The organism is Halobellus rufus (assembly GCF_000739575.1).
Classification (GTDB): Archaea; Halobacteriota; Halobacteria; order Halobacteriales; family Haloferacaceae; genus Haloquadratum; species Haloquadratum rufum.
Genome location: NZ_BBJO01000012.1, coordinates 12,939 through 33,779, shown reverse-complemented (window position 1 = coordinate 33,779; position 20,841 = coordinate 12,939). Strand labels below are relative to the sequence as shown.

The 20,841-nt window shown below is 63.6% G+C and carries 20 protein-coding genes; 7 read left to right on the top strand and 13 right to left on the bottom strand.

Annotated elements, in window-relative coordinates; all coding sequences use genetic code 11:
- Nucleotides 1-145: 145 nt before the first annotated feature.
- The 7 genes from ACP99_RS06245 to ACP99_RS06215 form a co-directional block, all read right to left on the bottom strand.
- The gene (locus ACP99_RS06245; protein ID WP_049985773.1) at nucleotides 146-559 is read right to left on the bottom strand and encodes a hypothetical protein; all 414 of its coding nucleotides are present in this window, start codon (nucleotides 557-559) and stop codon (nucleotides 146-148) included.
- A gap of 77 nt (nucleotides 560-636) precedes the next feature.
- Entirely contained in the window at nucleotides 637-948 is a 312-nt protein-coding gene (locus ACP99_RS06240; protein WP_049985772.1) for a hypothetical protein, read from the bottom strand.
- Complete coding sequence (locus tag ACP99_RS06235; RefSeq protein ID WP_156105616.1) at nucleotides 945-1,811, bottom strand: DUF7096 domain-containing protein; 867 nt, start codon at nucleotides 1,809-1,811, stop codon at nucleotides 945-947. The genes ACP99_RS06240 and ACP99_RS06235 overlap by 4 nt, the downstream gene beginning before the upstream one ends.
- Nucleotides 1,812-1,955: 144 nt before the next feature.
- On the bottom strand, nucleotides 1,956-3,212 hold the full coding sequence (locus tag ACP99_RS06230; protein WP_049985770.1) for a helix-turn-helix transcriptional regulator: 1,257 nt from the start codon (nucleotides 3,210-3,212) through the stop codon (nucleotides 1,956-1,958).
- A gap of 67 nt (nucleotides 3,213-3,279) precedes the next feature.
- Nucleotides 3,280-3,714, bottom strand: coding sequence for an archease (locus tag ACP99_RS06225; protein WP_049985769.1), 435 nt, complete (start codon nucleotides 3,712-3,714; stop codon nucleotides 3,280-3,282).
- 71 nt (nucleotides 3,715-3,785) lie between these two features.
- Nucleotides 3,786-4,166 carry a hypothetical protein gene (locus ACP99_RS06220; RefSeq protein ID WP_049985768.1) on the bottom strand — a complete coding sequence of 127 codons (381 nt, stop codon included), beginning with the start codon at nucleotides 4,164-4,166 and terminating at the stop codon, nucleotides 3,786-3,788.
- Nucleotides 4,166-4,786 carry a DUF502 domain-containing protein gene (locus tag ACP99_RS06215; RefSeq protein ID WP_081927201.1) on the bottom strand — a complete coding sequence of 207 codons (621 nt, stop codon included), beginning with the start codon at nucleotides 4,784-4,786 and terminating at the stop codon, nucleotides 4,166-4,168. Before ACP99_RS06215 ends, ACP99_RS06220 begins: the two co-directional genes overlap by 1 nt.
- Before the next feature lie 122 nt (nucleotides 4,787-4,908).
- On the opposite strand from ACP99_RS06215, the gene ACP99_RS06210 reads away from it, so the two are divergent.
- Both ACP99_RS06210 and ACP99_RS06205 read left to right on the top strand, forming a co-directional pair.
- The gene (locus ACP99_RS06210) at nucleotides 4,909-5,595 is read left to right on the top strand and encodes a hypothetical protein (RefSeq protein ID WP_049985766.1); all 687 of its coding nucleotides are present in this window, start codon (nucleotides 4,909-4,911) and stop codon (nucleotides 5,593-5,595) included.
- Between the two features lie 107 nt (nucleotides 5,596-5,702).
- Nucleotides 5,703-6,119, top strand: coding sequence for a hypothetical protein (locus tag ACP99_RS06205; protein ID WP_049985765.1), 417 nt, complete (start codon nucleotides 5,703-5,705; stop codon nucleotides 6,117-6,119).
- A gap of 70 nt (nucleotides 6,120-6,189) precedes the next feature.
- Here the strand turns inward: ACP99_RS06205 and ACP99_RS06200 are convergent, their stop codons facing one another.
- Nucleotides 6,190-6,459, bottom strand: coding sequence for a type II toxin-antitoxin system HicB family antitoxin (locus ACP99_RS06200; RefSeq protein ID WP_049985764.1), 270 nt, complete (start codon nucleotides 6,457-6,459; stop codon nucleotides 6,190-6,192).
- A 162-nt stretch (nucleotides 6,460-6,621) separates the two neighbouring features.
- On the bottom strand, nucleotides 6,622-6,834 hold the full coding sequence (locus ACP99_RS06195) for a ribbon-helix-helix domain-containing protein (protein ID WP_049985763.1): 213 nt from the start codon (nucleotides 6,832-6,834) through the stop codon (nucleotides 6,622-6,624).
- Between the two features lie 100 nt (nucleotides 6,835-6,934).
- On the opposite strand from ACP99_RS06195, the gene ACP99_RS06190 reads away from it, so the two are divergent.
- Together ACP99_RS06190 and ACP99_RS06185 are read left to right on the top strand one after the other, a co-directional pair.
- Complete coding sequence (locus ACP99_RS06190; RefSeq protein ID WP_049985762.1) at nucleotides 6,935-7,258, top strand: DUF5789 family protein; 324 nt, start codon at nucleotides 6,935-6,937, stop codon at nucleotides 7,256-7,258.
- A 23-nt stretch (nucleotides 7,259-7,281) separates the two neighbouring features.
- Nucleotides 7,282-8,373 carry a sensor histidine kinase gene (locus ACP99_RS06185; RefSeq protein ID WP_081927199.1) on the top strand — a complete coding sequence of 364 codons (1,092 nt, stop codon included), beginning with the start codon at nucleotides 7,282-7,284 and terminating at the stop codon, nucleotides 8,371-8,373.
- 11 nt (nucleotides 8,374-8,384) lie between these two features.
- On the opposite strand, the gene ACP99_RS06180 is transcribed toward ACP99_RS06185, so the two are convergent.
- Entirely contained in the window at nucleotides 8,385-10,349 is a 1,965-nt protein-coding gene (locus tag ACP99_RS06180) for a response regulator (RefSeq protein WP_049985761.1), read from the bottom strand.
- Nucleotides 10,350-10,799: 450 nt separating this feature from the next.
- Between ACP99_RS06180 and ACP99_RS06175 the strand changes: the two genes are divergently transcribed.
- Nucleotides 10,800-15,500 carry a GLUG motif-containing protein gene (locus ACP99_RS06175; RefSeq protein WP_081927195.1) on the top strand — a complete coding sequence of 1,567 codons (4,701 nt, stop codon included), beginning with the start codon at nucleotides 10,800-10,802 and terminating at the stop codon, nucleotides 15,498-15,500.
- 55 nt (nucleotides 15,501-15,555) lie between these two features.
- On the opposite strand, the gene aglJ is transcribed toward ACP99_RS06175, so the two are convergent.
- Both aglJ and ACP99_RS06165 read right to left on the bottom strand, forming a co-directional pair.
- Nucleotides 15,556-16,476: an S-layer glycoprotein N-glycosyltransferase AglJ gene (gene aglJ, locus ACP99_RS06170; RefSeq protein WP_049985759.1), complete on the bottom strand. Its 921-nt coding sequence runs from the start codon at nucleotides 16,474-16,476 to the stop codon at nucleotides 15,556-15,558.
- Between the two features lie 57 nt (nucleotides 16,477-16,533).
- Complete coding sequence (locus ACP99_RS06165) at nucleotides 16,534-17,181, bottom strand: DUF7509 family protein (protein WP_049985758.1); 648 nt, start codon at nucleotides 17,179-17,181, stop codon at nucleotides 16,534-16,536.
- Between the two features lie 93 nt (nucleotides 17,182-17,274).
- Between ACP99_RS06165 and ACP99_RS06160 the strand changes: the two genes are divergently transcribed.
- The gene (locus ACP99_RS06160; RefSeq protein WP_049985757.1) at nucleotides 17,275-17,670 is read left to right on the top strand and encodes an ArsR/SmtB family transcription factor; all 396 of its coding nucleotides are present in this window, start codon (nucleotides 17,275-17,277) and stop codon (nucleotides 17,668-17,670) included.
- Nucleotides 17,671-17,721: 51 nt separating this feature from the next.
- Nucleotides 17,722-18,924, top strand: coding sequence for a bifunctional sugar-1-phosphate nucleotidylyltransferase/acetyltransferase (glmU, locus tag ACP99_RS06155; protein WP_049985756.1), 1,203 nt, complete (start codon nucleotides 17,722-17,724; stop codon nucleotides 18,922-18,924).
- Here the strand turns inward: glmU and ACP99_RS06150 are convergent.
- Complete coding sequence (locus ACP99_RS06150) at nucleotides 18,921-20,342, bottom strand: flippase (protein WP_049985755.1); 1,422 nt, start codon at nucleotides 20,340-20,342, stop codon at nucleotides 18,921-18,923. The two genes, glmU and ACP99_RS06150, sit on opposite strands and share 4 nt — an antisense overlap.
- Between the last annotated feature and the right edge of the window lie 499 nt (nucleotides 20,343-20,841).

The following is a 20,841-nucleotide window of genomic DNA, read 5'->3' as shown; positions in this document are numbered from 1 at the left end:
GGGGGGAGGGAGGGGCAGTCCGAGTCGGGAGGGGAGTCGCGTCGGCGGGGACCGATTCGCGGGCGGCCCAACCGGGGCAGATTGGTCTACGGGGGAGACCCACGTAAAAGCGTCTTAGATTCAAAGAGCCGTTTTACCCTTCGATTCAGCGTCGACGACCCGCCGGAAGCAGCACCAACGCCCCCGGAATCGCGAGCGTGACCAATTGGAGGGGGTTCTCCCGGATGTCGAAGTTCGGATCCATCGGTTGGCTCTGGACGTCCGTGATTCGCAGCGACGAGTAGTAGACGATGACGTGCGTGAGCGCGTAGCCGATGACGAAGGGAACCGCGAGCGCGAACCGAACGCCGAACTGGGTCGCGAGGACGTCGAAGACGATCGCAACGACCGACGAGACGGCGAGAAAATCGCCGATCTGCAGGGTCACGCCGGTGAAAGCGGTCAGCACCGTATCGACGATGGACGTCGTCGTCGGCGTGTAGATGAACGCCGAGAAGACGCTGGTGGCGATGAGACCCATCCCCACGAAAAACCCGACAATCGGGTACGCGTACTCCATCAGTTGCGTACTCTCTCGGAGCCGGTATAACCCTACTCCTCTCGGTATCAGATCTGAATCTCGGGAGGTCGGCGTGGTCAGCCGAACAGCGAGTTCGCAAACCTGATCAGATCGCCCGCTGCGGTGAACGCGCTTCCACGCTGACCGGGTGCAGCACCGCTCTGCCCGGGCGCGTCGTCACTCTGACCGGGCGCATCTTCGCTCTGCTCGGGTGCGTCGTTACCCTGCCCGGGCGCATCTTCGCTCTGCCCGTCTGTTGTGGCGCTGCGGTCGCCTTCGTTTCCGCGTTCGCCCATCGCGTCACTCGAACTGCTGTTTCCCGCTTCGTCGGTCGCGTTGGTGTTCGCCCCGCTGCTGCGGTTATTCTCGGGGGCGGAACCCCGCCTCATATCGGTGCTGTTGCCGCCTCGGTCACGGCCGCTGGAGGCGGCGTTCGGATTTCCCGCCGAACCACGCTCGCTTCGTTGCCGTCGGTGGTCGCTGACTGGCCCCCGCTACGGCCCGGAGCGTCTCCACTCTGTCCGGGCGCTGCGGCGCTCATCCCGCGGCCGGGGTTCTCCCCGGCGATTCCTCGGGCAATCTCTGCGACTTCGGGCCCCGAGAGGTTCTTCGCATCACTCCGCAGGCGTTCGATGTTCGACTTGTTGATCCCGTTGGCTTCGCGGACCGGTTCCGGAAGCGCCGAGGCGCTCTCGTTGGCCTGTTCGAGCCGCCGGTCGACGGCGTTGATCTCGGCGGTCAGCTGCGCGGCGTTCGCGCGGTAGCGACCCTCCGAGATGTTTCCGGCCTCGTGAGCCCGTTCGAGTTCGGCGAGTCGGTCCCGGAGCTGCTCAATCCGCTCGCGACTGTCGTTGACGTCGGTCGCGATGACTGCGGCCTTGGAATCGTTCGTCGCCGCGGCGGCGACCCGCTGACCAAAGGCCCGAGCGTTCACCTCACTTTCGACCTCGGTGCGCTGGACGGCCACCACGCCGGCGAGTTGCGCACCCGGACTGGCCGACGACGCGTTCTCGTCCGCCGTGTCGTCGGTCGTCTCGTCGTCGGTCGTCTCGTCCGTCGCGTTCGCTCCCGACGTCGCCGTCGCGGTGTCTGTGACCTGCGCGGTCGACGGTCCGGTGGCAATCGACGCCTGTGAGTCTGCGGCCGTTGCTGCGGCGACGCCGACCGGCACGGTCCCGATCACGACGAGGACGGCGACGAGCAGCGTCAGTTCGGAGCGCATCACAACTCCCTCTTTCTCACCTACGGCCATATACCTCCACCATCCTTACGCCCATTTTCGTCGGCTTAATCCGAATTTTTTCGGGGACTGCGACGGGGTCGTCCGGATCTGACGCAAACGCGTCCGTGACACGGTCGTCGGCACCGCTGATGGGGCCGGACGTCGTCGACGGTCTCACTTCTCACCGGTATCGTCCGCGCGCTCGTCTTCGTCTTCCACCTCATCTGCGTCGCCCGGCGCGAGGCTCTCGCCGGGAAGCACGAGCACGTTCTCCCGGCCCAGCCGGAACGCGTCGAGTTTGTCCGCATCGCGCATCTTCCGGATCACCTGACTCGTTTTCGCGTCAGTCCACTCCAAGGTCTGCGCGACTTCCTGTTGTTTGATCCGACCGCCCTCGTGTTCGACGAGCGCGAGCACGCGCTCTTCGTTGCTGAGGAGTTCGTCGTCCCACGGCGGCGTGTCGTCGGTCCCCGCTGCGCTGGCCGCGGCGGCACCGTCCGTTTCGCTGTCGCCCGCCGACTCGGCCGCCGCTGTCGAGCCGGCTCCCTCCGTCGTCTCCGCGCCCGCGGTCGCACCGGTGGACGCGGCCGCCGAGGCGTCGGTCCCAGTTGCGTCGCTCTCCCCGCCGACAGCGTCGGGACGGCCGGCGCGCCGGCGGTAGAACAGCCAGCCACCGGCACCCGCGGCGACGACGAAGAGCGCGACCGCACCCAGGGCGGCCCAATTAGTGCCGCCCGCCCCGCCGCCGTCGACCGGCGACGTGGTCACGCCGCCGGGCGTCGATTCCGCGGCGACGAGCGTGGGCTCGTTCGGTCCGAAGTCGAGCGGGCCGTTCCAGACGACGATCCGGGATTCGAGTCGGGTGTCGTCGGGCGACGGCTGCGCGGTGTCGAGCGCGTATCCCTCGGGCCAGGAGACCTGAAGCGTCGTCTGCTCGTCGAGGAAGAGCCCGGCGATGGCGTCGCCGGCGCGGATCTCCCCGTCGTCGACGACCGCGAAGTTCGTCCAGGTGAACGTGTACGTGACGACGCCGTAGTCTTGGGGTAACTGCTGTCGGGTCGCCGAGACGGAGACGTTTCGAACCGACATCTCACGCCCCGTAGCGTTCTCTGCGGTGGCCGCGGTCGACTCCATCCGATCGCGGAACTGCGAGGTGTACTCCGTTTCGTTGGCCTGGATGTCGGAGCGGAGGCTCTCGAACGCCTCGGTGGAGTTCTCGTCGTCGAGGCGGACCCGATACTCAATCGTCCACGCCGCGGTCCCGTTCGGCGTGAGCGCGATCTGCATCGCGACGTCGTCCGGCGCGATCTGCGATCCGGCGATGGTCTCGGTCGGCTGTCCCGACGCGGTCTGCGCCGTCGCACCGAACCCCCCGAGCAAGACTGTCACGACGAGGGCGGCACAGACGAGACGCACTGCGCGGTCGGTCATCTCGTATCCATCTCGAACCGGGGGGCACAAACAAGTTCCGAGACCATTTCTGAATTTTAACGAACACTTAAACGTCCAGTACGACGTAGGCGGTCCATCCGTCGTCGGTCTCCTCGACGCGCATCTCGGAGTAGGTGACGGCTTTGACCTCGCGCGCGTCGACGTCCGCGAGGGGGAGCCCGCGGGCAGTTCCCGACAAGTGCCACTCCGCCGTCGCGTCCGCATCTCCGCGCGCGACCGTCACGCGGTTTTCGACCGGGAGTACGCTCCGCACGTCGCGTTCGTATATCAGCTGATCGAGGTAGTCGAACAGCAAGGCCTGCAGGCTCTCGGCGGCGACGTCGACTTCGAACGGCTCCGCGGTGTCGGGGAGCGTATCGGGGACATCGTCGCAGGAGGCAGCTGCGAGGCCGTTCCCGACCTCACCGAACAGCGCCGAGAGGTCGGGGGCGTTCGCCTCGACGGCGACGTCGGCGGTGTGTTCGCGGAGCGTGAAGGACATACGGACACTGAGGATAGCCTGTCGCGTGGTTCTTCCGGTTCTCGGCAGAATCCCCGACCTGCCGTCTACTCTCAGCCCTCTTCCGTCGGCTGCTCGGCCGTTGCCGCCGATTCTCCCGAGTCATCCGACTTTCCGGTCGCTCCCGACTCGTTGCGGTTCAACCCGCGCTCGCGACGGGCCAATTCCTGCGGCGTCTCGACGTTCGCGGGGTCGATCTGGTCGTCGTATCGCGTCTTCGGGCCCACGGTCGCCTCCGGCGACGGAGGGTCCGAGCCGTCAGTGGCCGTCGAATCGGCGTCAGACGTGTCGCTATCGCCGTCGTCTTCGCCGAGGGTCGCGTCAGTCAGGGCGTTCAGTTCCTCGCGCGAGAGTCCGTCGTCGGACTCGCTCATCGCGACCCCGCTCGTGACGATCGCCTGCACGCCCTCCTCGACGGTCATATCGACGTCCATCACGCGGCTCTCAGGGAGGTGAACGAGGTGCCCACCATCACCGGGTTCGGGGCCAGGGGGAGAAACAGCGTGAGCATCGATTCGTGGCCCGCGGCCGTCCGGAGGACCTCCGGCGTCTCAGTCGTCACGAACCCGATCGTGTAGGCATCTTCGTGGGGGAATTCGACCAGTTTCACCTCGCGGAAGTTTTCGGCGTCCGAGTCGAGTACGACGTCGCTCATCCGGCGGAAGCTCTCGTAGACCGAGCCGACGCCGGGGATCTGCGCGATCACGTAATCGAAGTGCGAGACGGCGCGTTCACCGTATCGAGAGCTGTTAACGACGAGGCCGACCGCGAAGACGGCTCCGAAGACGACGACCGGGACCGCCGCTTCGATGAGCGTCTCGGGACTGACGTTCAACGCGTCCGGGACCAGCGAGACGACCGGTAGCGCGAGGACGATCTCCGAGAAGAGGTTCAGATAGCCGTAGACGGCGTTGAACAGGAAGAGAAAGACCGCGACGGTGATGACAAACGGGATCACGACGGCGAGCCCGGAGATGAACGCCTCGCGAACGACGTCTGACACCGACCGCTGGACGCGACGCATCGACGGGACTTCGGGCCCTCGATCGGACATACTGTCTCGCCTTACGACGTACCCCGTGAAAGGTCTCTCGGGAGTGTCGAAGCGGAGCGTCCCCCTCACCGCCGAGCGGATCGGCGAGGAGATTTATGCGCGTTCCGTTCGGAGTCTTTCCTATGCCGATGAAAGGCGGCGACACCGACGGGTACCGCGAGATCGACCGGTGGGACCGAGGCGTCGGCTGGATCGCCTATCCCGAGGAGACGATGCAGCGCGCGAGCCACGCGCTCGTCGGCGACGACGGCGGCGTCTGGGTGATCGACCCGGTCGACGCTCCCGACGTCGACGCGTTGCTCTCGGAGTTCGGCGACGTCGCGGGCGTAGTCGTCGGCCTCGACCGACACAAGCGGGACGCGGCAGCGTTCGCGCGCAGACACGATGTCCCGGTGTTCGTCCCGCAGTGGATGACCGGAGTCGCCGAGGAACTGGACGCGCCCGTCGAGCGCTTCGACGCCGAACTCGGCGATTCGGGGTTCGAGGCGTTCCGGATCCGCGACTCCTCCTTCCCGCCGTGGCAGGAGGTCGGGCTGTCTCACCCCGACGACGGGACGCTCGTTGTTCCCGAGGCCGTCGGGACGGTCGCGTACTTCTGCGCGCCCGGCGAGCGACTCGGCGTCCACCCGATGCTCCGCCCCACCCCGCCGCGGCGCGCGCTCTCGCGGTTCGATCCCGACCGCGTGCTCGTCGGTCACGGCGCGGGCGTGATGAACGACGCGAGGGCGGCGCTCCGCGAGGCCCTGGCGAACGCGCGGACGAACCTCCCCGGGGCGTACGGCCGGGCGCTCAAAGAACTACTGTCTTAGCGGCGCGTGCGGCTGCCATATCGCTCGCGCGGCTCTCACGTTCTTCGTTTCAGGAGACGGCCGCCCACGCCGACGACGTTTTTACGCGGGCGGTCGTCCCCTCCGTCGTGGTCTACATCACGCGCGGGCTGCTCGACGCGCTCTTGGAGATGGCTGACGACGAGGAGCCCTCCTCGGTCAGCGTCGTGCTCGCGTCGACGCCCGCGGGCGAGTTCGACGCGGAGTTGGCCCTCGACGCCGAGACGCCGGTTCTCACGCACTTTTACTTCCCCGACGCCAGCGGGTCGGTGACGGCGGTTTTCGGCGTCGACCTCGGGACTCCCGCGGGACGCGGCCGCGCGCGGTTCGTCTCGCACCCGCAAGGCCCGCTGGAGGCGACGCGCGAGGACACCTTCGCCGCCGCGGTCGTGGTCGCGGTGCCGCCGTGGGACGACGCGTCGTGTGCGGCGTTCGACCGCAACGGCCGTGAAATCCAATTAGACGTTCTCGACGTCGAACCGCCCGAGGAGTCGGTCGACGGATAGGTAGGTTCTCTTTTGATTTGGAACGAACAACTTTGACGACTTCGCGCCCCGAAAAGGTCCGTCGCCCCAGTTATTTCAGGACGTCCGGAGGTTCCCGATTGCCGGTCTTATTGTTCTTGGGGTCGATCCCCATCTCTCGAAGCTCCTCGTCGGTGGGTTCACGTCCGGCCTCGCCTTTTTGAAGGGCAACAGCGTCATCAAGATTCTCCAATGCAGCTCGTTGAGAGGACCCCTGTGTCGTAACACCCGTTTCGACGTCTGTGGCGATCCACCATTCGTCTTCTCGCCAGAGACGGATCTCGTCCTCGTGGTTATTTTCGTCCGACGTCGAAGTCGCCATTGCGTAATACGTATCGAATGAGAGACATAATCATTTGGTCTACAGAGAAGATAGGGCGAATGCTTCGGGGGGTTGACCCCAAGTGATACCTACATAACAAAAAAAGAGTGCTTGTGGCCAATTGTTTGAGGCTCTCCGCTGGTCGAGAAGATGCTTCGGAACTTACCGATCGAGATACCCTAAGTCCGCGAGCTGTTCGGCGATGTCCTCGAACTGCGCTTCCGTGAGCTCGCCCTCGCGCTGGTACTGGATGACGATGCTCCGCAGCAGGAAGCGCACGAGGTCGCTGGTGCTCGAAAAGCTGGTCCCCTCGATGGTCTCGTCGACCCGCTCTGCGAGGTCCTTCGGGATCGAGACGGTCGTGTACTCGGTCATCGTCTGGCCGTCGTGAGGCGACGGACGGACAAAACCCTGTGGAGTCGGTTGCGACCCGGAGCCGAGGGTTTTTCCACCCCTCGAACCGTAGCCGACGTCGATGGCTGTCAGACCACCGCAGCAGGACGGCGACGAGCCCGATTCGCTGGAGTTCGGGATCGCCGCGCTCACGCCGTATCTCTCGGACGCGGAGCTCTCGTTCCCCGCGACGAGCGACGAGATCGTACGGGCGCTCGGCGATCCCGAGATCCCCGTCGACGCCAACGGGAACGCGGTCAGGCTGTCGGAGGCGCTCGAAGCGACCGCGACGAGCCGTTTCGACAGCAAACGGGAGCTGCTGGACGCGTTGCACCCGGTTCTCGAGGAGTATCGGGCCTCGAACGGTGGCATCTTCTCGCAGCTTCGGGCGCTGTTACCCTTTTAACGGTTCGCTGCTACCGCAGTAGTATGTCGGGGCCGACCGAGACGGGAAAGACCGCGACGTCCGCGCGACTCGACGATGCCGACGTGGCCGCGCAGTGTCGCGCCTTCGTCGACAGCACGACGGACATCTTCACGCACATCAGGCCGAGTGGGGAGATGACGTACGTTACGGACACCGAGGAGATGTTGGGACGAAGTCGACAGGAGTTTCTCGAGACACCGCTCGAAGAATTCATCCATCCGGAAGACAAAGACCGCGCGGTCGAGTGCTTCGAGTCGGCACTGGCCGGTGTGTCCCCGAGTACGGTCGAGCTCCGCTTTTGGCACGGAGACGGGCACTGGATGTGGATCGAGAGCAGCGCGTCACCGATTCCTTCCGGGTACAACGTCGATGGAGTCGTAACGGTGACGCGGGATGTCACAGAACGCAAACGCCGGGAGCGGGAACTGAGGGAAACGCAAGCGGAGCTCGAACAGTCAAACGAGCAGTTGCGGCGACAGAACCGCCGTCTCGATCGGTTCGCCTCCGTGGTCTCACACGACTTCCGAAACCCGTTGACCGTCGCTCGTGGGCGCCTCAGGCAGGCTCGTCGGGAGCACGATAGCGAAGCTCTGGACGCAATCGTCGACCCCATTGATCGGATGGCGAGAATGATCGACGAGCTGCGAACGCTCACGAGGACCCAGCGTCGGACCCCAAAGACGACGCCGACGCCGATCGCCTCTCGCGCCGAAGCCGCGTGGTCGGTAACCGAGACGGGCGACAGTGAGCTCCGCGTCGTACTCGATCGGGAAGTCGAGTGTGACGCCGACCTCGGACTGCTCGATCACATCTTCGAGAACCTGTTCCGGAACGCCGTGGTTCACAATCAGCGGCCAGTGACGGTCACCGTCGGCTCGCTCGGGGAGCGGCCGGGATTCTACGTCGCTGACGACGGCACGGGAATCCCGACCGAGCGGCTCGACGACGTACTGGAGTATGGTTATTCGACCACGGGACAGGGAACAGGCGTGGGCCTCACGATCGTCAGCGAGTTCGTCGAGGCGCACGGCTGGGAGCTGTCGATTACCGACTCCGGTGACGGCGGCGCGAGGTTCGCTATCGCGTTCGAGTGACGCGCCAGATATCAGTCGGTCGACGCATCGTTCGGTCCATCGAATACCTGTCTGAACAACTTCCGCTGGGCCACCCTGAGGTGCTGGAGATACGTCGTGTGAGTGATCCCGAGTGACTCTGCGATATCGCTCGCCGAACTCCGTCTAGGACGATCGAAGTACCCCTCGTGGTACGCCGCTTCAATCGCGGCCAACTGTTTCGTGGTTAGCGAGCCGACGTCGACCGGCGTCTGTCTCTCACTCAGTCGGTCACTCTTCCGCTCGACGACGGAGCGGACGGTGACAGAGGCGTAGTGCTCGTTCAATCGGTCTATCGTGGATTGCAGGTACTGCCGACTAGAGAGCTCGAAAGAGATTGTTGCACGACCACGAGTTACGGTTGTAGACCTCACGAGTCCGCCGACGGACCCGAGGTGTGCTTCGGGAGTATCCTCTCCGACAGTGACCCGAAATCTGGCTGGAACGCCGCTGTCAATAACCGCCCGGGACCGAACCGATGGGTGCTCACCGAGGGCGTCGGCGAACGTTTCGGGATCGTCGGTTGAGAACGACAGATACTGAAGCTGGGTGTCCTCGTCGAGAACCTGCGTTCCGTCGACCGTCACCTCGGTCGACGAGAGATCGTCCTGTACAGTGAGCAAGTCTGTGAGGTAGTACTCCTCGGGCTCGATATCGACCTCGACGACGACCCCGGCGGTGCTGGTCAGAGCCTGTTGCGTCTCGACGTGGTGAAGCGCGAAGCCCACGGTCTCCGCGACCTCGGCTAAGAGCGAGCGTTCGGTATCGTCGATTCGTGAGGGATCTCTGTGGTAGACGGCGAGCGTCCCGTAAGCGATGTCCCGGTATCGAAGGGGGTGTGCGTACCCGGTTCGAAACCCGCACTCGGTCGCGTCGGTCCGTCGGTTCGTGGGCATCAGTGCCTCGAAATCCGGGATGAGTTGCGCCTCACCGGTCTGGGCGCTCCACAGGATCGGGTCTCCGCCGTGATCGCTGCCGTCGGTATCTTCGAGGCGGTCGATGTACTCGCTCTCTCCCACTGTTACTCGAGTTTGCACGCCGCGTTCGGTGACAGTCCCGATCCAGACGAGGTCGTACCCGTACGAAGAGAGGACAGCCGCGACCGCCGATTCGAGTTCCTCCCGGGTTTGGACCCCGACCAGTTGCTTCTGTATCGCTCGGTTGAACTCCCACGCTCGCCGAAGCGTGCGTTCGCGCGATCGACGGAGCGTGACGTCCCGAATCGAAAGCAGTATCGCAGACTCGCCCTCGTACGAGATCGACTCTCCGAGGAGCTCACAGTGGCGTCTCTCCCCGGATGGCCTAATGAGGCGGGCCTCACACAGTCCGAGGTCGTCGCCGGAGCGGGTCGCTCTGAGGAGGTCGTCGACGCGTTCGCGGTCGTTTTCGTGGATATGGAGGAGAAAATCAGTCGGTGAACTGGGCTCGCTGCCCGCCCCTCGAAGTTCGTCGAACCGGTCGTTCGCGAAGACGATCTCGCCGTCTCGGAGTACCACGATCGCATCACGGGTCTGTTCGATGACGGTCCGATATCGCTGTTCGCTCTCTCGGACGTCCCTCCGCAGTCGAGCGCGCTCGACTGCCTGTCGAATTCGGTTGCCGAAGATCGGCGCGAGGTCCACGCGGGGATCTTTCCGTATGTAATCGGTCACGCCTGCCTCGATCGCTCGAATCGCGACGTCCTCGCTTCCGTCACCCGTAACGAGAATCACCGGGAGGTGGGGACGCGACTCCTGGACGTGTTCGAGCATCTGTATCCCGTCGATCTCGGGCATCCGGAAGTCCGTGACGACGCAGTCTATCGAATCGTCGTCGTCGAGGGCCACGACCGCCTCGTTTGCGTTCAGCGCGACCGACACCGAGAACGGGGAGTCTTCGGTTTCCAACTCGCTGGCGATGTACTCCGCCCACTGTTCGTCGTCGTCGACGAACAGGACGGAGATCGGTTCAGCAGCCATCTCACACAACTCGACTGCAGTGACGAGCCTCCAGATACTGTCGGCCAGAAGTCCGTGAGTATCTCGGCACCCACGGGGTGTCGATGAGCACCACATAGTTCTGTCCGACAGGATGAGCCGGCGAAGCATAGTCCGGTTTGACGTAGCGACAGGAGTTCACTGCGAGATATCTCACGTGTCTCGATATAAAATCACCACCATATGAAGGCATACGCAGGCAGCTAGTCGATTGATTCCGGATCACGGGGGCGATCGTGCCTCGCCACGTCGCTTCACTTGGAGGAATGTCGCTTATCGACCCATCTGCCGATTGCCTCGTATGTACAATCACATCACGGCAACGGATATTCTCGAAACGCTCTCGGCCTCAAGGCGGCAGACGAGCAATCTGATCCCCTACCGAACGGTCTTCGATCTAGCATCGAACGCGGCTCGTTTTGGGAGGGAACAATGACTGGTGGTATTACGAGGCGTAATGGTCGGAAACAGCGCCTGCCCGTGTTTCTCGTAGGTATCGTCATCGGACTCGTTCTCCTCGTCGGTGTCGGGTTCGTCGGTCCGGTACAGGCGGCGTCGGAAGCACCTGTTTGCAGTACGGTCACGATGGAGGGTAGCGGGACGGCCGAGGATCCCTTCCAGGTGGAGACGCTCGATCAGTTGCAGTGTCTCGGCGAGACACCGGGGACGAGCCTCGGGTTCGGCGACTACTACGAACTCCAGAACGACATCGATGCCAGCGAGACGGCCTCGTGGAACGACGGTGCGGGGTTCGAGCCGATTGCCAGCAGCGACGATTTCTTCTACGGGACATTCGACGGCAACGGCTTCGTCATTTCGAATCTCTATATTGACCGCCCCAACAGGGACGAAGTCGGCTTGTTCGGGTATCTCTTCGATCTTCGGATCGGAAACGTCAGTCTCGAATCGGTGAACATCACCGGGGGTGAAGAGACCGGCGGGCTCCTCGGGGAAAATAGCGGCGGGACAGTCAGCAATGCGTCTGTGACAGGAGCCGTCAGCGGCGGGGGGGAGACTGGTGGACTTGTCGGAGCCAACTCGGGTGAGGTGACTAATTCGTCTGCGACGGCGAGCGTCGACGGTGACGACAGCACCGGCGGCCTCGTGGGGTTCAGTACCGACACGGTTCGGAACTCGTCGGCGGCCGGTAGCGTCAATGGCTCCGAGCAAGTCGGCGGGCTCGTGGGATACAGCCGGGGTGACGTGCACAAATCATCCGCGACCGGAGATGTCAACGGCTCCGAGCGAGTCGGCGGACTCGTCGGTCGGTTGGATGGAACCACGACCGAATCACACGCAAGCGGCGACGCAACTGGCAGTGACAGCTACGTGGGGGGTCTCATCGGTATCAACAACGTCGGCGACGTGAGCGAGTCGTATGCGACCGGCAGCGTCACTGGCGAGAGTCGTCTCGGTGGTTTTGTTGGCAGAAACCTCGGCGAGATATCGGACGCGTTTGCGGCCGGGGTGGTCGACAACGGCCAAGATGCATACGTCGGTGGATTTGCGGGTGACAACGACGGCACGATAACCGACTCGTACTGGGATAGCGAGCGGAGTGACTTCTCGACAGGGGTTGGTGACAGTGTGGGTGGCACCGGTCCGGGCGACGTGAACGAACTGTTTTCCACCACTGACATGCAGGGCAGCAAGGCCGAAACGGAGCTGGGCGACCTCTTCGACAGCGGTTCGTGGACGACTGTCGCTGGTGACTACCTCGACCTCGTGAACAATCCGCGAACGCTGTCGACGCGGCACTACGACGACCCCAGCGGCACCGAGATGGACACTATCATCGACGATATGGAAACCGATGGCGGCGATACGATCGTCACGAGCGACAAGGCACTGGCGGCGATTAACCGAGCGGGGCTTGCCGACGACTACCGACTCGGCCTCGACATCGACGCCTCGGGGACCGACGAGTGGAACAGCGGCGCGGGATGGTATCCGCTCGGCTTCGGTGGCGACCAGTTTTCGGGATCGTTCGACGGCGACGGCCACGTGATCACTGGGCTCTACATCGAGCGAACAGCGGACGACGTGGGACTGTTCGGCACCGCTACCGGCGGGGCGACTATCGGAGACGTCGGTGTCGAATTAGCCGACATCACCGGCGACGTACGGGTTGGCGCTCTCGTCGGGAACAACACCGGCGGCTCCGTTCGGACCTCGCATATGACAGGTACCGTCGACGGTAAGTCGGAGGTCGGCGGCCTCATCGGCCGAACAACCGACGGCGGCCTCGTGACTACGTCGTACTCGGCGGGGAGCGTCACCGGCAGCGGGACCGAAATCGGCGGCCTGCTCGGGAACAACACCGGCGGCAGTACGGTCAGCGAATCGTACGCGACCGGCACCGTCACCGGCGGCACAAACGTCGGCGGGCTCGTCGGCCAGAACGATGCCACAGTTACCGGCGGGTATGCGATCGGCCGTGTCAGCGGCACCGACACCGGCGGAGCAATCGGTTCCAACGCCGGTAGCGTCGAATCGCTCTACTGGAACACTGAGACGACCGAACAGTCGAAATCGGCCGGAAGCGCCGGTCGCTACGGGCTGGCGACCGATCGAATGATCGGCTTGAACGCCACGGTCGGTCTCTTCGAGTTGGACTTCGAGACCGCGTGGCAACCCGCGATCACGCGCGATGGCTATCCGGTCCTCGCCTCGGACTCCGAATTCACGGACGATGCCACCGCATTCAATGGGCTGGTCGTAGGTGACGGCTCAGCCGATGACCCGTTCGAGGTGTCGACCGTCTACGAACTCCAGCTCGTCAGCACGCGCCTCGGCGAGGGCGATTCGTTCGAGCTGACCCGCAACATCGACGCCTCGCTGACGGCCGAGTGGTTCGATGAAGGAAGTGGGCCGCAGGGCTTCGAGCCGCTCGGCAACGCGACGGTCGGATTTAGTGGCACATTCGACGGGAATGGGTACGCGATTACGGATCTCATCATTAATCGATCGAGCGACGACGGGATCGGTCTTTTCGGACACGTCGGATCGAACGGGAACGTCACGAACGTCCGCCTCAAGTCGGCAAACGTCACGGGGCGTGACTCGATCGGTGGGGTCGTGGGCACGAATACCGGCGACGTACGCGAATCGTCCGTTGACGGGAAGGTACACGGCGATCAGCGCGTTGGCGGCGTCGTGGGGGACAACGACGGCGACCTGCGAAATTCGTCTGTCACGGCGCGGGTCAACGGGACCGATTACGTCGGCGGCCTCGTCGGGGAAGGACGCAGCGGATCCACCCTCACGCAGTCCTACGCGACTGGAGCGGTGAACGCGGTAGGGAACCAAATCGGCGGTGCGATCGGCCGGAACAACGGCGCGGTGACGATGGCGGCCGCGACGGGGGCCGTCGACGGAGACAGAAACGTCGGTGGACTCGTTGGTCGGAACCTCGTCGACGGCGACGTTCGCCAGTCGTACGCCACCGGTGGCGTTCTCGATTCGAGGTACGTCGGCGGGCTCGTCGGCTTCAACGATCAGGGGAGCGTCAAAGACGCGTTCGCGACCGGTGACGTCGACGGCCAGAACGCCGGCGGACTCGTCGGGTGGAACAACGACGGCGAGATTCGCCAATCATACGCGGTCGGGCGAGTCAACGGGACCTCCAGCGTCGGTGGACTCGTGGGCTATAACTCCCCGAGCGGAACCATCGAAGACAGCTACTGGGATAACGGGACGACGAACCAATCGGTCGGCGTCAATTCCGCAGGCGGCGCAGTCACCGATCTCGTCGGCTTCGGTACTGTCGGCGACGACAATCCCGCCTCCGAGATGCAAGGTGTCACAGCCGTCGACAGTATGTCCAATCTCGACTTCGCGAACACGTGGGCCGCCGTCGACGAGTACCCACTCTTGACGTGGTCGATTGACGAACTGAATCTCACGATTGCTGCCGACAACCTGACTGCCGGGGAGTCGACCGACGCGACGGTCACGCTGACGCTCGTCGATGACACGACGACCATAGCGACGACGACGAGCGACTACAGCAGTAACGACACGAGCGTCTCAACCGCCGACACCGCAACTATACGCGCACGCGCCGCGGGGACGGCACTGCTCACCGCCGAAGTGGGCGGCGCAACTGACACTGCCGCCCTCGCCGTCACCGCGGCCCCGAGTCGGCCTTTGTCTGGTGGTGGCGGCAGCTCACCACCCCCGGCGCTCGAACTCCGCGTGACTGATCAGTCGACCGTGGAAGCAGAGGGCGGCCGCGCCGGCGACGTTGTTCGGATCTCCGAGGCGACGACCGGGACGAACGCGTCGCTCGGTGAACGTGGCACCGTCGGCGTCGACGCACTCTCGATCGAACTCGCAAATGACCGTGACTTCTGGGTGTCGGTCGAGACCTTCGAGGGCGGGAACGCGAGCGGTGACGTATCCAGAGGGCAAATCGACGGCGGCGACGCGAACGAGTCACTGTCGACCGTCTCGACCACGTTCGAGTCCGAGACGCGCACCCTGTCGGCTGGGTACGTGACCGTCACGCACAACCTCGAACCAGCGGACGTCACGAGTGCCACCTTCGAGTTCTCCGTCCGGAGCGATCGTCTGGACGAACTCGGAGTCTCCCCGGACTCGGTAACCCTCTACCGGCAGTCTGAAGGGTGGATGGCACTCCCGACCGAGCACGTCGGAACAACTGGATCCCAGGTGCGATTCGAGGCTGTTTCGCCGGGGTTCTCGTCGTTCGCCATCGGGACCGGCGAACCGCTCACCACAGTGGCCGAGGTGTCACAGGCCGAATCAGAGATCCTTGCGGGCGACGTCGCCGCCGTCACGGCGACCGTCGAAAACCGGGGGGAGATCACCGCCGAGCACACCGTCGATCTGACCGCGAATGGAGAGACAGTGGCATCAGAAACCGTCGCTCTCGAACCTGGCGAATCCGGCGAAGTCACGCTCTCGTTCCGCCCGTCAGTCGGCGAGTACGACCTCACTGTGGACGAGATGGACGCTGGGTCAGTCGCGGTGAGTGAGCCACCGGCCCCAGATGTGACGACTCCCGCCGATGCGGAGACGGAACGAGACGGTTCTCTCGGATTTGTGCTGAGTGCACTCGTCGTACTTGGACTGATCGGCGGTGGGCTGTGGTGGCGTCAATCCCGCTGACGCGCATTCTCCGCAACAGATCCCACTGGGTTTCGTGTCGGAAAAGAACGGAGCGCTACTCCGACTCCGTCGCCTCGTCGATTTTCTGCAGCGTGTCGCGGTGCAGCGTCAGGACGAGGTCGGCGAGCGCACCGAACATCAGCAATTGGACGCCGAAGATGATCCCGAATCCGGAGACGACCGCCAGCACCTCGTGGGAGACGTTCACCGTGATCCACTCGACGAGGACGTAGACGGCGATGAGGAGGCCGGTGAGCGTCGAGAGGACGCCGAGACTGCCGAAGTAAAACAGCGGGTTGTTGGTCTTCGCGCGGCGGTACAGTTCGAGGAAGATGATCCCGCCGTCGCGGATCGGCCGGAGGTTCGTATCCGACCCCGACGGCCGGGGGAGGTAGGTGATCGGAACGACCGTCGTGCGGATGCCACGCTTGGCGCACTCGACGGCCATCTCCGTCTCGACGCCGAAGCCGTCCGAAGAGAGCGTCATCCGCAGGAACGACTCGCGGGTGAACGCGCGGTATCCCGAGAGGATGTCGCCGAAGTCCTCGCCGTGGACGTAGGCGAATCCCCGGTTGATGATCCGGTTGCCGATCCGGTTGAACCGCGTCATCGCCCCCTCGTGCATATCGGCGAAGCGGTCGCCGATGACGTGCTCGGCGTCGTTCTCGAAGAGCGGTTCGATCATCGCGTCGGCGTCGTCGACTCGATATGTCGCGTCGCCGTCGAGCATCAGGACGTACTCGCGGTCGACGTGCTCTCTGACGCCTTCGCGGACCGCCTGTCCCTTTCCGGACCCCGACTGGTAGACGACGCGCGCGCCGCGCTTTTCGGCGATCTCGTCGGTGCCGTCGTCGGAGCCGCCGTCGACGACGAGGACGTCGTCGAACCCGTGATCGTGGAAGTCGTCGATCACCTGGCCGATCGTCTCGGCCTCGTCGTACGTGGGCACGAGAACGGTGACGCCGTCGTAATCCATCGTTGACACAGCCACGGGGCTGTGTAAAAGGAATTCCGGATTGCTGTGCAGAGCGAACTAGAGTTTGGGCAGTTCCCCGCGTTGTTCTCTGCGAGCGAGATCACGGACGAAGAGGCGAATCTGTCGCACGAGGTCGTCTCGGTCTGTGTAGGAGTAAACGCGTGCGTCCCATCGTTCTTGGACCGCTGCGATCATCGCACTTCGAACGCCAGACTCGTGGACGAACGCGACACGTTCGGCGTGGTTGTTTGTTGTTTCCCCCTCCGTTGTTTGTCCTTCGCGGTAGATTGCCTCTAAAACGGAGCCAGTTTCGATCCCGACCCCGAGATTATCTCCGACCCTCGGTACGAGGTAGATGATCGCATTGCTCGCAAGCGCAAACTCGATGCTCTGTGTTCCTGCGTCCATCTCTTCGAGAGGAATATCGATATCCACCGCGAGAAACGCGTTCACTTCGGGATTCGTTCGAAGCCGACCCCGAACATCGAGTAGCAGATCGAGTACAGCTTCGTCTTGGTCGAGGTCGACGTTCGATCCCACGAGATTCCCAAAATCGACGCTCTCTGGGATTTTCGTTGCCACATCATTCTCCTCTGCTAACCTGATAGTTTCTGCGACGTCAAATGCCTTGTATGGCCCCATCAGATACACGAGAAACTCCGAGTGAGCGAGATCGCCGAGGCTCTCGCTGATTCGCTCGCGCATATCCCCACTACCCAGTCCGAAATATAAAAAGTGCCGAATTCTATACTCACTGAGTCAGCGAATGCTTATTGCTCGTGGTGTTCAATCAAGGATATGGCTGAGACGAATCGGTCGCCTCACGGATCGAGCGAGCACCCGGGATTACTCCCAGAGCACAGCCTGCTCTCGCTCGACGAATACCTCGAAATGCAGCAGGCCATCGGAAACGAAACCCGATTTCGGATACTGAACCGACTCGTTGAGTCGGGTGACCAAAGCGCGACCGAGCTCAAAGAGGCGCTCGATATCGAATCCAACACCCTCCATTATCACCTCGATACGCTCGTCGATGTCGGCCTCGTCGCAAACCGAAAGCGCAAGGAACCGTCCAGCGACGGGCTCTATTCATACTATCGCGCGACCTCGCTTGGCGAGGGGATTCTCGAACACGGGGTTCGAGCGTTGATGCGAGAGGAGTGGGAAATTCTCGACGCCTACTCCGGCGAGTAACACCGTCGACGACCACGGAATCTATACGGCGGTATCTCGTCTGTCACTCGTATGTACGGAGTCGTGCTCGCGGCCGGACAGGGTACCCGAATGCACCCCCTCACGGATCACCGGCCGAAGCCGCTACTTCCCGCCGCCGGTCGCCCGCTGCTCGAACACGTCTTCGACGCCTGCGTCGACGTCGTCGACGAATTCGTCGTCGTGATCGGGTATCGCGCTGACGACGTGATTTCCCGACTCGGAGACGAGTACCACGGCACGCCGATCAGCTACGTCGAGCAGACCGACCCCGCGGGGACCGCCCACGCGATCGAACAGGCCCGCGAGGTCGTCGACGACCGATTCGTCGTCCTCAACGGCGACGTCCTCGTCGATCCCGAACTGCCGCGGGCGCTCACCGAGGCCGAGGGCTACGCGATCGCGACGACGCCCGTCGAAGACCCCCGCTCCTACGGCGTCGTGAGCGTCGATGCGGACGGCTCGATGGGGGCGATCGTCGAGAAGCCCGCAGACCCGCCGACGAACCTCGCGAACGTCGGCTGCTACGCGTTCGAACCGGAGGTGTTCGAGTACATCGATCGGACGCAGCGGAGCGAGCGCGGCGAGTACGAGATCACCGACACGCTGGATCTGCTGCTCGCTGACGGCCACGACATCTCGGTCGTCGAGTACGAGGGCCGCTGGCTCGACGTCGGCCGCCCGTGGGAACTCCTGCGCGCGAACGAGTTGCTTCTGGAGGAAATCGAGCGAGACGTCCGCGGCGATGTCGCCGAAGGCGCGCAGATAGAGGGTGACGTCGTCGTCAACGAGGGCGCGACAGTGCGCGAGGGTGTGCACATCGAAGGGCCGGTCGTGTTGCTGCCCGGCGCGGAGGTCGGCCCGAACGCCTACGTTCGGGGTGCGACCGTGTTGGGCCCCGACGCGCGCGTCGGCCACGGCGTCGAGGTGAAGAACTCGATTCTGCTGTCGGAAGCAGCAGTGCCGCACCTCTCGTACGTCGGGGATTCCGTGTTGGGTCGAAACGTGAATCTGGGCGCGGGGACGAAGGTGGCGAACCTGCGGCACGACGACTCGTCGGTGAAAATGACCGTGAAGGGTGAGCGCGTCGACACGGGCCGCCGAAAGTTGGGTGTCGTCCTCGGCGACGGCGTGAAGACGGGGATCAACGTCAGCTTGAACGCGGGCGTAAAGGTGGGGAGCGATGCGGGGATTCCGCCGGGCGAGACGGTGTTGCGGGACGTCGAGGGAAACTAGAGCGGACTGTTCTCGCGAAACGTCGTCCGGAACGTCCCGGAAATTCCCAACAGGGTCAAAAAGTACGTCGCCGCGCCCACGGTAACGAGCAGCACCACCGTCGCGAAATTGTGATTGAGCGTCGTCACCGTCTCGATGACAGTCTCACTTCCGACGACCGTGAGGGCCATCATCGTCGCCGAGAGGAATTGTCGGAGGATCTCGCCGAAGGGGACGGCGAAGTCGACTTCCGAACGGAGCGCCGAGAGCGCTAGGACCGTCCCGACGCCAGCCGAGAGCGCCGTCGCGGTCGCCGCGCCGACGACGCCGAGCGCGGATATCAAGAGGACGTTCAAGGCGACGTTGGTCGCGATAAATGCGGCGTTGATCCGGAAGGCCGTTCTCGGCTCGTCGATCCCGTTCAGCGCGTTCAAGAGCTGTTTCTGATAGCCGTACACCAGCGTCGCGAGGACGAGGATCCAGAGGACCGTCGCGCCCTGAACGAACTCCGGGCCGTAAATCCGGAGAATCCGCTCAGCCAGCAGGAAACTCCCGAAGAGGCCCGGGATCAGGATGAGCCCGCCGTAGGTCAGTGACTGTTCGACGAGGCCGGCCACGACTCGTCGGTTACCCTCGGCGTCGGCGCGGCTGAGCTCCGGGAACAGCGTCGAGCTCACCGCCGAATCGAAGAGCGTGAGAAACTGCGCGATGCTCCAAGCGGCGGAGTAGACACCGACGAGCGAGGACTGGACGAAGACGCCGAGAAGGAGGACGTCGACGTCGTTGAACGAGCGCGACTTGAGGCCGCCGAGCCACGAGAATTTCGCGTACTCGTAGAGCTTCTCGAAGTGCTCTCTGCTGGGTCGGGTGAGACGCGCGGATACCACTGCGAGTCCGGCGAGGGCGACGAGGAGCGTCGCGACCGCGTAGCCGGCGAGCATCCCGACGAGTCCGAAGCCGGCGACGACGAGGCCGATCTGGACGAAGCTTCGGATTCCAGTCCCGACAGGGGAGAGCAGCCCCGACACGTGGACCTTCCGCTCGCCGTTGAGTGTGGATGAGGTGATCGACTGTAAGAGGCCGACGATCAAGAGGACGACGACGAACGGCGCGACCGGAACGCCGACGTAGGCGTTTACTGCGTCGTCGAAGAGGAGGGTTGCGACGGCGAGAAATACGCCGAGCGCCGCGATCACGACCGCACCCGCGGTCGCGTACGCATCGGGCTCTGTCCCCTCGCTCATCCGCTTGGTGATCGCGGCGGAGACGCCGAGGTTGCCGGCGAGCGAGAGCCACGCGACGAGCGCGAGGACGAGGGCGTACTGGCCGAGGACTTCTGCGCCGAGAGTTCTCGCAAAGTATAGCGTGGCGACAAAACCGAGCGCTGACGCGAGAAGCTTTGAGGCGAAGACGACGAAGGAGGTCTGGCCGATTCTCATTGGTGGGGCGGCCGCGATCGTCGTGAACGGTTCACGTGACCTCTAGGTTCGTGGAGCGGATTAATCCTTGATATCAGCTGTTTGCAGGTACATAATCGGCTCTATTGCCCGCAAGAGTACAATAGAAACGAGATTACCGGACACTAGTAAGAGCTGCCACCGAAAGAGAAAAACACGATATACGTAGTGCCAACAGGCCTTAATCGAGTTTGCACACAAAAACACGAGACAAATTCTCGGGAGAAGTTGCGTCTCAGCCACTGCTAAATTGGCTCATAATCAGCGCAGTATTGCGATTTTGTCCCGTCGATCAGACTCCCTACAGCACAGACAGACAACAGAACCTCCCGAGAGAATCCAACGCCCACTCGTTACCCAAACAACCCCGCAGAGCCCATCGAGACACCCACAAGCAACTCCTGAGAAATTCCAACTGGTGACTACCACACTCGACTTGTAGGTCCTCTCTCAGACGCACTGGCACCACAACCCACCGCCT